The 12,022-nt window shown below is 43.6% G+C and carries 13 protein-coding genes and 1 riboswitch; of the genes, 5 read left to right on the top strand and 8 right to left on the bottom strand.

From position 1 onward, the window contains the following. Window positions 1-18 precede the first annotated feature (18 nt). On the bottom strand, window positions 19-366 hold the full coding sequence (locus V5G21_RS13080) for a hypothetical protein (protein WP_011245594.1): 348 nt from the start codon (window positions 364-366) through the stop codon (window positions 19-21). A gap of 174 nt (window positions 367-540) precedes the next feature. Here V5G21_RS13080 and V5G21_RS13075 point away from each other — a divergent pair, with 174 nt between their 5' ends. After that, window positions 541-1,005, top strand: a complete 465-nt coding sequence (locus tag V5G21_RS13075) for a MarR family winged helix-turn-helix transcriptional regulator (RefSeq protein ID WP_151210669.1) — start codon at window positions 541-543, stop codon at window positions 1,003-1,005. Window positions 1,006-1,233: 228 nt separating this feature from the next. Then, window positions 1,234-1,398: riboswitch (M-box (ykoK) riboswitch) on the top strand. Window positions 1,399-1,610: 212 nt separating this feature from the next. After that, window positions 1,611-2,978 carry a magnesium transporter gene (gene mgtE / locus V5G21_RS13070; RefSeq protein WP_011245592.1) on the top strand — a complete coding sequence of 456 codons (1,368 nt, stop codon included), beginning with the start codon at window positions 1,611-1,613 and terminating at the stop codon, window positions 2,976-2,978. 120 nt (window positions 2,979-3,098) lie between these two features. Here mgtE and V5G21_RS13065 read toward each other — a convergent pair whose 3' ends face one another. The 4 genes from V5G21_RS13065 to V5G21_RS13050 form a co-directional block, all read right to left on the bottom strand. Continuing rightward, the gene (locus tag V5G21_RS13065; RefSeq protein WP_011245591.1) at window positions 3,099-3,698 is read right to left on the bottom strand and encodes a response regulator transcription factor; all 600 of its coding nucleotides are present in this window, start codon (window positions 3,696-3,698) and stop codon (window positions 3,099-3,101) included. After that, window positions 3,695-4,828, bottom strand: a complete 1,134-nt coding sequence (locus V5G21_RS13060) for a sensor histidine kinase (protein ID WP_325956099.1) — start codon at window positions 4,826-4,828, stop codon at window positions 3,695-3,697. The genes V5G21_RS13065 and V5G21_RS13060 overlap by 4 nt, the downstream gene beginning before the upstream one ends. A gap of 105 nt (window positions 4,829-4,933) precedes the next feature. Then, the gene (locus V5G21_RS13055) at window positions 4,934-5,962 is read right to left on the bottom strand and encodes a fatty acid desaturase (RefSeq protein WP_011245589.1); all 1,029 of its coding nucleotides are present in this window, start codon (window positions 5,960-5,962) and stop codon (window positions 4,934-4,936) included. A 201-nt stretch (window positions 5,963-6,163) separates the two neighbouring features. Beyond that, window positions 6,164-7,048 (bottom strand): AraC family transcriptional regulator, encoded by an 885-nt coding sequence (locus tag V5G21_RS13050; protein WP_035205029.1) that lies wholly within the window; start codon window positions 7,046-7,048, stop codon window positions 6,164-6,166. A 138-nt stretch (window positions 7,049-7,186) separates the two neighbouring features. Here V5G21_RS13050 and V5G21_RS13045 point away from each other — a divergent pair, with 138 nt between their 5' ends. Next, entirely contained in the window at window positions 7,187-8,488 is a 1,302-nt protein-coding gene (locus V5G21_RS13045) for an alpha-glucosidase/alpha-galactosidase (protein ID WP_035205032.1), read from the top strand. A gap of 39 nt (window positions 8,489-8,527) precedes the next feature. Here the strand turns inward: V5G21_RS13045 and V5G21_RS13040 are convergent, their stop codons facing one another. Beyond that, complete coding sequence (locus tag V5G21_RS13040) at window positions 8,528-9,139, bottom strand: DedA family protein (protein WP_035205035.1); 612 nt, start codon at window positions 9,137-9,139, stop codon at window positions 8,528-8,530. Between the two features lie 226 nt (window positions 9,140-9,365). Between V5G21_RS13040 and V5G21_RS13035 the strand changes: the two genes are divergently transcribed. Both V5G21_RS13035 and V5G21_RS13030 read left to right on the top strand, forming a co-directional pair. After that, complete coding sequence (locus tag V5G21_RS13035) at window positions 9,366-9,944, top strand: sigma-70 family RNA polymerase sigma factor (protein WP_269029279.1); 579 nt, start codon at window positions 9,366-9,368, stop codon at window positions 9,942-9,944. Then, complete coding sequence (locus V5G21_RS13030; RefSeq protein WP_011245584.1) at window positions 9,944-10,192, top strand: hypothetical protein; 249 nt, start codon at window positions 9,944-9,946, stop codon at window positions 10,190-10,192. The genes V5G21_RS13035 and V5G21_RS13030 overlap by 1 nt, the downstream gene beginning before the upstream one ends. Window positions 10,193-10,218: 26 nt before the next feature. Here V5G21_RS13030 and V5G21_RS13025 read toward each other — a convergent pair whose 3' ends face one another. After that, the gene (locus V5G21_RS13025) at window positions 10,219-11,100 is read right to left on the bottom strand and encodes a carbohydrate ABC transporter permease (protein WP_035205038.1); all 882 of its coding nucleotides are present in this window, start codon (window positions 11,098-11,100) and stop codon (window positions 10,219-10,221) included. A 10-nt stretch (window positions 11,101-11,110) separates the two neighbouring features. Then, window positions 11,111-11,995, bottom strand: coding sequence for an ABC transporter permease (locus tag V5G21_RS13020; RefSeq protein WP_095236888.1), 885 nt, complete (start codon window positions 11,993-11,995; stop codon window positions 11,111-11,113). Between the last annotated feature and the right edge of the window lie 27 nt (window positions 11,996-12,022).

Below are 12,022 nucleotides of genomic sequence, written 5' to 3'. Positions count from 1 at the left end.
AGAAGGGTACCCCTTCTTTTAATGCTTTTCCAATTTACTCATATCTAGCTCGTAATCGCCCTCTGCTGCTTTAGCTGGTTTAGCGTTAAAGATGCTGTCGCGGTTAATGTTCAACTTTTCTGCTGCACGGTCAGCGTAAGGGTCGATCAACTCCGTATCTTCATTCAACACGAATTCCAATGCATTGATTTGCGTGCGCAAACGTTGCATCGTCCGGTCTAGGTAAATGTAAACTTGCTGGTCATGTTGGCTCATGTTTTTAAAACTTTGTTCGTCGACTTTCATTTCTTTAACCTTATTAATACACTTGCCCAATTCTTCTCTTAAAATATTGCGTTGTTCTTTTACGGTTAGTACGCTTCTCATTTCTGTCATCCTTTCAGAATGCCATTAGTTTTTTGGGAAAGCCCATAGTGCATTTACTACAGTATAAATGTTTTATTCAAAAATATCAGCTCATTGCAGACATTTCCTCATAGATTTACAAAATCCGTAATTGACAGCTACCAAGAGCTGCGTTATTATAATTTCTAATTCGAGATGATTAATTTCGAGGTGAATCCATTGAACCAAAGCCAAACAGATTCGCTGAAGCTGTTTACGGTGATGACGAAAGCGCTTCAGTCTGTGCGCATAAAAGCGATTGCCGATATTAAAAAACACGGTTTTAATCCAACCGAGTTTGCCGTGCTAGAGTTGCTTTATTCAAAAGGCGAACAGCCAGTCCAAAAAATTGGCGAAAAAGTGTTGATTGCTAGCAGCAGCATTACCTATGTCGTTGATAAGCTTGAAAAAAAAGGGATGATTGTCCGCAAGCCATGCCCAACGGATCGGCGTGTGACGTTTGTTTCCCTTACAGAAAAAGGGCATGATTGGATGGCTGACATCTTTCCCCGCCATGCTGAAGCAATTGACACCATCTTTGCTTCTCTTGACGAGGCAGAAAAACGCCAGCTCATTGATCAATTAAAGAAAATCGGTTACTATGCCGCTCAACTTCCTTGATGGGGGGGCGGCACAAAAGCCGCTTTTCCAAACAGCTCGCAGCAACAGCCCGTTCCTCGTCAAGACTCGTCTTTCTACTGCGTTCGTTTGCGCAAGAATGGCCTCTGCTTTCTTTTCCTTTTCTCGCTTTCTCTTTCATTCCATTTTCATCGGCTTTTCCGATTTTCAACAAAGAAACGATTGACATTGCCGCTTAACAGTTGTAAAGTGAAGCATGCAAGAAAACGATATATTCCTCGTTAGGTGAGGCTCCTGTGCAGGAGATACGCTGCTACCCAAAAATGTCCAAAGACGCCAATGGGTCAACAGAAACCATCGACATAAGGTGGTTTTTAATGTAGCTGGCAATAGCCTATGCCGCACAGTGCTAAAGCTCTACGAATGGAGGCTATTTTTACGCATGCGCGTTTATTCGCGTTTATTTATCATGTGTTCGAACACCTCCATAGAGGTGTTTTTTCATTTTCTTATAAAAGGTGGTGGTGTGGGATGGATAGTTTGCCCAATCCGAGGTTAGGCTGTTATCGAATGATCATAAATAAAATAATGGAGAGGGTTCCTCCTGCGCCACGTGGAAGCAGCCCTCTCGTTTAGGGGGGATACACATGGATCAATTAAAAACCGATCGGAAACGAAATGAATATAAAAAACAAATCGTCAAACACCTCGTCTCCCGGAATCTCCGCGCTTTTCGGGAAACCTTTCTAGAGCTTCATCCCGCAGACCAAGTCGAGTTGTTCCATGAAATTGAAGTGGCACAACAAAAGCAAGTGCTGCTATTTTTAAGCCCAGCGGAATTCGCCGATTTGTTTGAAGGACTTGAGCTTGAAGACCAGCTCACGGTATTCCAAGGCCTCAGCTATCAATACGCTGTTTCGATGTTCAATAACATGTCTGCCGACGATGTTGCCGACTTTCTCGCTGAAATTGAACCGGAACGAGCTAAAGACATTTTAAGTTCCATGGATATGGAAGAGGCAAAACGAGTCGAAGAACTGATGGCCTATGCGCCAAAAACAGCTGGCGCGATTATGACTAAAGAATTTGTGCGCTTGTCCGTCGAATCAACCGCCAAGGAAGTCATTGAGGAACTTCGTGAATCAGCACCGGATGCGGAAACGATCTATTATTTATACGTGGTTGACAAAGACCAACGTCTTGCTGGCGTTGTCTCATTACGTGACCTCATTATCGCCGTCCCAGAAATGACGGTTGACGAGATTATGAGCACACAAGTCGTATCGGTCAACGAAAATGAAGACCAAGAAGACGTTGCCCGCCTGATCCAAGAATACGACTTTCTCGCCGTTCCAGTCGTGACGCCAGACAAGCGCCTCGTCGGCATTATTACCGTCGATGACGTGATGGACGTCCTTGAGGAAGAAATTACGGAAGACTTTGGCGAGTTTACTGCTTCCCGGGGCGCCACCGACTTGTCGTTGACCGCCTTTACCGCCGCGAAAAAACGGGCGCCTTGGCTGATCCTCCTCATGTTTTTTGGTTTGATTACGGCTAATATTATTGGCCAGTTTGAACAAACACTCGAGCAAGTCGTCTTACTGGCAGCGTTTATGCCGATGTTAATGGGAACGGCCGGCAACACCGGCACACAGTCACTCGCTGTAGCCGTCCGCGGGATTGCCACCGGCTCGTTTGAGCGGGGCGGCGTTATGAAAACAGTGAAGCGGGAACTTGGTACAGGCATTATGCTTGGCATTACATGCATGATTGTCCTTATGGGCATTATTAGTTTGTTTTACAAAGGGAATTTCTTGCTTGCTTTTATTGTCGGCATCTCCCTTTTCTTTGCCTTAAGCGTCGCGGCCGTCATTGGCGCTACCGTCCCTATCATTATCAACAAGCTGAAAATCGACCCTGCCGTTGCTTCTGGCCCGTTCATTACTACAATGAACGACATCGTCAGTTTGCTGATTTATTTTACAGTCGCAACGACATTGATTGACAAACTGTAAAAACAATCTAGGTTTCTGCTTTTTCAAATGTCGAGTGGAAATGAGCGTGACAACAACTTACCGTCCTGATCCAGGGCGGTTCTTTTTATCCTTTTCGCCCCTAATGCGGCTCCTGTTCTGCTATCTTAACCAGCCTTTTTTCTGATAGTACGAAATCGCTTCAATCCGGTTGCCGACTTCGAGTTTATCGAGAATAACCGACACGTAATTGCGCACCGTTCCGTTTGTTATCTTCAGCTCATCAGCAATTTGCTGGGTCGTGCGTCCTTCGGCAATAAGCTTAAGAACTTGCTCTTCTCGCTCCGTAAGTGGCGTTTCATTGTGGTAGACCATATCAACCAATTCAGGTGCGTAAACTCTACGCCCATCCATAATCGTGCGTATCGCAGCAGCCAAATCCTCACTTGGACTATCTTTTAGCAAGTATCCCTCAACACCTGCTCGCCGAGCCCGTTCAAAGTAGCCTGGCTGTGCAAAGGTGGTCAACACCATGACTCGACAGGAGTGGTCTTTCAGTTCATAAGCAGCATCTAACCCATCCATGACAGGCATTTCAATATCCATAATACATATATTCGGGTTTAACGCTTTAACCAATTTAATCGCTTCTTCGCCGTTGTGCGCTTTGCCAACCACTTTCATATCAGCTTCAAAATCAAGAAGCGCTCCCAGAGCCCCTAACATCATTTGTTGGTCTTCAGCTATGACAATTTCAATCATTGTACACTTCCTCCGTCTTTTTCACCGGTAACTGGAACACGCATAGCCACCAAGAATCCGTCTTGCGACTCGTAATGCAAGTCCCCATTAATAAATTCTAGCCTTTCTTTCATTCCTTGGAGCCCGCCCTGTTTCTCATCTGTCTTGCCAGTGAGGCCGTTTCCATTGTCTTTTATCTCCATGCAAAACTCTGTCGGTGTCTGGGCAAATGTAATCGTACACCTATCCGCTCCGCTATGTTTCACGATGTTGGTCACCGCTTCTTTAAGGCACATACATAGAACATTCTCAAGAAGAGGTGGTTTTTTCAACAATGCATCATCTTCCCCTTTTATCTTCAACTCCACTTCCGCCGCCGTAAGAATTTCTTTTATCCGTGCTATTTCATCACTTAAACGGCTACGTTTTATATCAGATACAATCTCTCTCACCTCATTAAGAGTGGTTCGGGCGATCTTTTGAATTTCCTGTAACTCTATATTGGTTTTTTCTTGATCGATCGGTAGCCACTTTCTCGCCAAGTCACTTTTAATACCGATCAACGAAAGCTTTTGGCCAAGCGTATCATGGAGATCACGGGCAATCCGCTGCCGTTCTTCCGCTAATAACAGTTGTGCTATTTTTTCATTCGCTGTCTCAAGCTGACTTTCAAGTCGCTCCCGTTTATGGCGGTTCGAAATGGTAAACGGCAATAAGAGAACGCCAATTAACGCAATGGCTATAAATGGGAGCTGAACCATAAACGTCTCATTCTGAATGTAAAAGCCAATCGTTGTGGCAGCAGCCGTAGTCGTTACATGTGCAGCATATATAGCAAAGAACCCTTTTCTGTTTTGTACATTCCCGATGAAAAAGGCCAGAAACAAAGCGAAATAAATATACCCAAAATAAACCGTCATCCCAATGTTAATGGCCATTTCAATTGCCACCGACACATACATCGTCCAGCCTTTTTTAATGAAAGACAGTCGGTATGTTGTAAAAAACAGCATAATCATAATGCTGCCGATTGTAATCTCAATAAACGTTGCCGATGAAATCACAAAATAAAAGGGCAAGACACAAAAGATAATCCAAACATAGAGGCTTAAGCCCGTATTCTTAGGAAAAATATGAAACCAATTTTGCACTGTATTCCCTCCTTGCTCTAGTATACCAAGTAGCGCGTTGAATAGCCTTCCCCGCAAACAAAAAAGGCTATTCTAATCGAACATTAGATAGCCTACACGGATTCATTATAAGGAGCGATGGGCCGCCAGCTTCATCTTTCTCATCTTTTTAAAGTCTCCAAAACTAACGAACGTCTTATTCTTCTCATCAAACAAGCGAAATTTTAGTGACGCTAAGCTTGTCGCAAGGGTGATGGTAGTGGCTTTTTGTAATGGCACCACTTGTTGGTGTGTCTTTTCCAGATTGTAATTAGGCACTTTAGGGCTTAAATGATGGACATGGTGGAAGCCAATGTTACCCGTTATCCACTGCAATGGCTTCGGCAACTTGTAATAAGAGCTGCCCTCCACAGCCGCCTTCACAAAATCCCATTCGGCTTCATTTTCAAAATAGGAATCTTCAAACTGATGCTGAACGTAGAAAAGCCAAATACCGGCTGCACCCGCAATAAACATAAGCGGCCCTTGCACCAAAAGAAACGCTTGCCAGCCAAGCAACCAAATGCCGGCTGCATATAGCGCCACTATTGCCACATTGGTAACATGTGTATTGAAACGCTCCTTACGTTTCGCCCCTCTTTTATTCAACCGATTTTCAATTAAAAACAAATAGAGTGGCCCAAGCCCAAACATGATAAGCGGGTTGCGGTATAACCTGTACGCTGCTTTTTTCCAGATGGAGGCTTGTTCATACTCCTCAATCGTTAACAACCAAATATCGCCTGTGCCTCTCTTATCCAGATTTCCGCTAGTCGCATGGTGCATCGCGTGGCTCCGCTTCCACTTTTCAAAAGGGAAATGAGTAATGATGCCCAAAAATGTCCCTAGCACCCGATTGGCCTTGGCGTGTTTAAAAAAAGAACCGTGTGTACAGTCGTGGAAAATAATAAACAACCTGACAACAAATCCACCGCCTATTACCGAGAAAAGCAGCGACAGCCAAATAGACAGAGACAGGCTTTGATAAGCAGCCACCCATAGAAATGCTAGTGGTAATACCGTGTTACAAAGTTGCAGAAGACCTGCTCTTGTATCTGCTTGCGCGAATGTCGCCGCTTTACGTTTAAGGTTCATTTGTTTTGTTTGGCTCTTCATGGCTCACTCCTCCAGTCATTCTGTATGGATTCATGATACGAAAATCAATCAGCCATTTACAGTCACATCTGTCAGGAGCGTTACATGACAAATGTCATGTAGGGTGGGAAGGCTTGCCAAAAGCCCACTCCTCCATTTAAACGCCAAACAAAAGAACAAGATCGAAATAGTTAATCACGGTTTCTATCGATGTGGTCTCTCTTACCACTCTGTGACAATGTAATCAATTAAATGGTTGTCTTCGTTTTTACGAAATTTGCTAGCAGATACGCCTACAGTCTTTTTAAATACTTTTGTAAAATAATTGGGGTCATCCATTCCGACTTGGTAAGCCACTTCCGCAATGGTGTCATCGGTTTGCGCCAGCAAAGAGGCCGCTTTTTTAATGCGGATAATCGTTACATAGTTCATTGGCGTAATGTTTAATTCTGTCTTAAACTGCTTAATAAAATAATATTTCGACCAGCCTGCTTCTTGTGCGATTTCCTCTAATGTCAGTGGTCTTGCATAGTTCGCTTCAATATAACGGATTGCTCTTGCAAGGGGTTCTTTTACTACTTGTTTCGGAGGAACTTCTAGAAAGCGGAAACACGACAGTATAAATTCATATGCTTTTTGTGAACCTGTATAGGAGTCTTGGATTTCTCCAGCTGCCGTTTCGGCATACAATTTAAACAAACGACGAATTGGTTCGCTGTCTTTTTGTAAGGAAAAAACGGGCCCGTACTTGTTCTCCATATGTTTTTGCATACGCAATGCTTCTTTTCCTTCAATCGTGACATAAAGAAATTCCCACGGCTCTGTCTCTTCTTCTGGATAGTAATAACAATGGGCACTTGGCAACGAAACGAAAAAAGCTTGGCCCGCTTCCACTTTATAAAGTGTCCCTTCATGGACCAATTCTCCGTAGCCTGAAAGCGTGTATTGAAACACAATTTTTTCTCGTTCCATCCGTTTTGTGCCATCCCAACGATAAGCTTGATCGGTTTGTGTTTCCCAACCAACATTCCATAAATTCATGACAAACGGATAAGGCTGCTCCTGAAAACGAAAGCCATAGGAAACGTTTTCACTTGTTTTCGACATTGCGCTCCCCCCTTTCTCCCAGTATAAAGACAACCGTTATGAAAGCGCAATATTATCCATAAATCAAACAGCAATTTTCTACTGTTTTCACAGCCGCCTCTCTATACTATGGATAAATGGAACAAAGGGGGAAACGCCATGAAAAAGATTACGTTTATCGGCGCAGGCAGCACCATTTTTGCGAAAAATGTACTCGGTGATTGCATGCACGTGCCGGCGCTGCAACAATTTGAATTTGCGCTTTATGACATTGACAAGCAGCGGCTTTCGGAATCACAGACATTGCTTACACACTTAAAAAATAACTTAAACTCAACGATCACAATAAAAGCCTATGACGACCGCAAAGAAGCGCTACGCGGCGCCTCCTATGTTATTAACGCCATTCAAGTTGGCGGCTATAAACCAAGCACAGTCATTGACTTTGAAATCCCTAAAAAGTATGGCCTGCGCCAAACAATCGGCGACACCATCGGAATTGGCGGCTTGTTCCGGTCATTGCGTACCATTCCAGTTTTGCTTGATATTGCCCAAGACATTGAAGAAGTGGCGCCAAACGCTTGGTTTTTAAACTATACGAACCCAATGGCTGTCTTAACTGGCACGCTTTCACGCTACACAAACGTGCAAAATGTTGGCCTTTGCCATAGCGTTCAAGTATGTACACGTGACTTATTTAAACATCTTGGAATGGACCATACAGGGATTGAGGAAAAAATTGCTGGCATTAACCATGTCGCTTGGCTCCTTGAAGTGAAAAAAGACGGCCAAGACTTATATCCTGAAATCAAACGGCGCGCCAAAGAGAAAAACAAAGAAAAACACCACGATATGGTACGATTTCAGCTAATGGAACGGTTTGGCTACTATGTAACCGAGTCTTCCGAGCACAATGCCGAATACCATCCGTATTTCATTAAATCAGCCTATCCTGAGCTGATCGACGACCTCAATATCCCTTTGGATGAATACCCACGGCGCTGCGTCAGCCAAATTGAACGATGGGAGCAAATGAAGCAAGATCTTGTCGACAATGCTCAAATTACCCATGAACGTTCGATCGAATATGGATCTCGAATCATCGAAGCGATGGAGACAGGTGAAACATTTATGTTCGGTGGAAATGTTCTCAATATAGGTGGCTTAATCGCCAATCTTCCTGATAAAGCGTGTGTAGAAGTACCATGCGTTGCCAATCGTTCTGGCATTACGCCTACCTATGTTGGCGAGCTTCCAGAGCAACTGGCTGCTCTAAACAGGACGAACATTAATACACAGTTATTAACGATTGAAGCGGCAATAACAAAAAAACGGGAACATATTTACCATGCTGCTATGCTCGACCCCCATACGTCTTCCGAACTGTCCCTCGATGACATTGTTAGCTTATGTGACGATTTAATCGAAGCACATGGCAATTATTTGCCTGAATACCGTTAAGGCAAAAGACGCGATTTGCAACATGCAAAATCGCGTCTTTTATTTCCTTTTCGTGCGCAAGCGAATATACCATAGTAGGATCGCTATCACAGCAATCGCTATTCCTACATAAACGACGTCTGAAAAGACACTCATCGCCTCAACAATATCATGCCAGTTCTCACCAACAGAAGCCCCTAAATGAACAAGAATGGTATTCCAAACAGCCGTGCCAAGTGTCGTTAAGCAAATAAATAGCCAAATGTTCATTCCTGACATGCCAGCTGGAATCGATATTAAACTACGGATAAGGGGAATCAGGCGACAGAACAACACCGTCCACGGACCATAGCGATCAAACCAACGATCAGCCTTCCGTACATCCTCTTTCGTCAATCGTAATACATGCCCGTACCGATCAATCAGCACTTCCATCCGCTTCACATCAAGCCATCTGCCAACGGCAAACAAAATGAGCGCTCCACACAGCGAGCCGCCTGTGGCAGCAAGGACGACCCCTGTTTTACTAAGTTCCGTTTGCTGCGTCATAAACCCGCCAAATGTCAAAATCACTTCTGACGGAATCGGCGGAAACACATTTTCCAATGCAATCAACGCGAAAATTCCCAAATAACCGAATTGTTCCATTAGTTGAAGCAGCCACTCTTCCACTTCATCTCCTCCATCTCGTTCCTTCCTAAAAAAGTATAGCATGCCCTTTTTTGATTCTTTGTAAAAAATTGTGGTACAGATTTCCCAATCGAAAACGAATTGCATTAGGAACGTATGTTCGTTATACTCGATTATACGAAAGCATGTTCGCCTTTTTTATTTTTTCTTTGATTTTTTCTGGATAGCTTTCTCTTTATACAAAAAAGACTGACAAGGAGGCACTCTCATGAAATCGTATGAAGAAGAACTTTGCCGGAACCCGATCATTTCTAGGTTTTTAGAAGATCCGGAAAACAAACGGCTTTACACCCAGGCAGTAAACGAACCAACATCTAAAAACAAGCAAATCCTTGACGAGGCTTTTAAACATTTTTTCGTCCGTGTTAAAGTGATCCATTATATTAGCCGCTTAATAGCTGGCTATTCTGTCGATTTTGACAAGCGTATCCGTAAAAACGAACAACAGCTGCTTTCCTTAGATGCCCTCTTCCACAATGGACAAACGACATTGCTTGATATGTTGGCAGCTGGCGATGTCATTAAAGATGCGGAACTCGTTCAAGAAGAGGACGGGCACTATGAGGAGCTATTTGAAAACGAGGTACTGCAACAGGCCTTCCAGGAACTAAAGCCTTTGCAACGTGAAGTGCTCGTTTACTCGTTCTTTTATGGATACCGGAATAAAGACATTGCCAAGCGGCTTGCTATATCGGAACAGCGTGTTTCTTACAACAAAAAACGAGGCCTCGAACTGCTGAAACAAAAAGTTGCAGGGCAAACGAAAAAACAAGGAGGCATGCCCTAATGGCGAAAGAATACCAGGACTATGAAACAATTTTGGCAGCCTTTGATTTAAAAATAAAAAAAAGCCTCTATTCAACAGACCCGGCTAACCGCGAAGATTTAGAACAGGAAATCAAGCTCAAAATCTTTGAAAAAATGCCTGTGATCGAAAATATGAACGCCCCTGGCTTTTACGAATTCGTCCATGGCGCTAATATGGCAGCGGAAACAAAGGCACTGTATGCACTAAAAAAAGACGGGCGCCGATAGCGCCCGTCTCAGACTGTAGACAAACTCTACTCTTTTACCGAACCAAGCACAATCCCTTTGACAAAGTACTTTTGCAAAAATGGATATACAATGATAATCGGCAGTGCGCCAATGAAAATTTGAGCAGAACGGACTGTCCTCTCAGACAATGCTTTCACTTCATCAGGATTGACATTGAGCTGTGAAAAATCATTTTGGACAATAATTGTTTGCAAAAATGTCGATAACGGATACTTGGTGGAGTCAGTCAAATAAATGAGCCCGTCAAACCATGAATTCCATTGGCCTACCATGGTGAACAGCCCAACTGTCGCCAATGCTGGCAAAGAGATAGGCAAATAAATTTTAAATAATATTTGGAAGTGGCCCGCCCCATCAATAAAAGCGGCCTCTTCCAGTGACTTTGGCACGCCTGTTCGGAAAAAATTTAACAACAAAATCAGATTAAATACATTTACAGCTCCAGGTAAGACAAGGGCCCAAATCGTATTGATCAAGCCAAGATTTTGGACGAGGATATACGTGGGAATGAGGCCGCCATTAAAAAGCATGACAAACACAAGTGCATACATGTACATTTTTCTGCCTTTAAATTCCCGGTCTTCTTTTGAAAGTGCATAAGCGGCAAGTGTAATCGTGACGAGGCTGATTATGGTGCCAAGGACTGTCCGAAAGACGCCATTCCATAACGCACGCAAAAAGTTTTGGTTGCCAAACGTCTGCTCCCAAGCAGACACCGTAAAGTCGACTGGCCAAAAACGGACAAGATTGGCATTGGCGGGAGCGGGCGCACTAAAGGAGACGGCGAGTATATGGATAAGTGGCATGATGCAAATGGCGCTAAGCACCAGTAAAAAGACAATATTAAACACAGAAAAAATTCGGTATGTCCGGCTGCGGTAATGCATGCCACCCCTCCTAAAAAATCCGGTAGTTTGCGTATTTGTAGGCAAGGCGATACCCAATTACAATCAAGATGAACGCAATGACTGATTTAAACAAGCCAACGGCAGTTGCATAGCTAAAATTACCGCCAATTAACCCTTGCCGATACACATACGTATCAATAATATCGCCTTTGTCATATACCAGCGGATTATATAAGTTAAAGATTTGGTCAAACCCTGCATTTAAAATATTACCGAGCGCCAAAGTCGCTACTACAATTGTAATAGGCAAAAGCGCAGGCAACGTAATATAAAGCACTTGCTGAAAACGATTGGCACCGTCAACCACTGCTGCTTCATACAGACTCGGGTTAACCCCTGCAAGGGCAGCTAAAAAGACGATCGCCGAAAAACCGAAGTCTTTCCAGACATCACTGGCAATGACGGTTACGCGAAACCAGTCGCCATCGCCTAAAAAGAAGATTGGATTAATGCCAATGCTAGCAAGGATTTGGTTCACTAAACCGCCATCGACCGACAACAAATCTAACAAAATGCCACCTAAAATCACCCATGAAAGAAAATGAGGCAAATACACGAGTGTTTGGATCGATCGTTTTAACGCCATAACCCTTACTTCATTTAACAGCAAGGCAAACATGATCGGAATCACCAGTTGAAAGACAATTTTAAAACTAGAAATAACAAGCGTATTCCAAATCACTTGCCTGCCTTCACTAAATGCAAAAATTCGCTGAAAATGTTCAAATCCAACCCATTCTGAGCCGGCAAAGCCAAACCAAGGTTTGTATTCTTGGAAAGCCATAATGATGCCGCCCAATGGGATGTAGTTAAAAACGATGGCTAATAAAATGGCAGGCATGACGAGGACATGCAACGGCCAATTCCGTTTCATGTCCCATGATTGTTTTTTCTTCAACAA

The organism is Shouchella rhizosphaerae (assembly GCF_036700015.1).
Lineage (GTDB): Bacteria > Bacillota > Bacilli > Bacillales > Bacillaceae_D > Shouchella > Shouchella rhizosphaerae.
The sequence above is the reverse complement of the archived record's forward strand: the minus strand, read 5'-3'. Positions and strand labels throughout refer to the sequence as shown.

Bases quoted from the DNA above. Each gene is read 5' to 3' on its own strand.
- V5G21_RS13080 (WP_011245594.1), bottom strand. From the start codon at position 366: ATGAGAAGCGTACTAACCGTAAAAGAACAACGCAATATTTTAAGAGAA.
- V5G21_RS13075 (WP_151210669.1), top strand. From the start codon at position 541: ATGATTAATTTCGAGGTGAATCCATTGAACCAAAGCCAAACAGATTCG.
- mgtE (WP_011245592.1), top strand. From the start codon at position 1,611: ATGGATCAATTAAAAACCGATCGGAAACGAAATGAATATAAAAAACAA.
- V5G21_RS13065 (WP_011245591.1), bottom strand. From the start codon at position 3,698: ATGATTGAAATTGTCATAGCTGAAGACCAACAAATGATGTTAGGGGCT.
- V5G21_RS13055 (WP_011245589.1), bottom strand. From the start codon at position 5,962: ATGAAGAGCCAAACAAAACAAATGAACCTTAAACGTAAAGCGGCGACA.
- V5G21_RS13050 (WP_035205029.1), bottom strand. From the start codon at position 7,048: ATGTCGAAAACAAGTGAAAACGTTTCCTATGGCTTTCGTTTTCAGGAG.
- V5G21_RS13045 (WP_035205032.1), top strand. From the start codon at position 7,187: ATGAAAAAGATTACGTTTATCGGCGCAGGCAGCACCATTTTTGCGAAA.
- V5G21_RS13035 (WP_269029279.1), top strand. From the start codon at position 9,366: ATGAAATCGTATGAAGAAGAACTTTGCCGGAACCCGATCATTTCTAGG.
- V5G21_RS13030 (WP_011245584.1), top strand. From the start codon at position 9,944: ATGGCGAAAGAATACCAGGACTATGAAACAATTTTGGCAGCCTTTGAT.
- V5G21_RS13025 (WP_035205038.1), bottom strand. From the start codon at position 11,100: ATGCATTACCGCAGCCGGACATACCGAATTTTTTCTGTGTTTAATATT.
- V5G21_RS13020 (WP_095236888.1), bottom strand. From the start codon at position 11,995: ATGAAACGGAATTGGCCGTTGCATGTCCTCGTCATGCCTGCCATTTTA.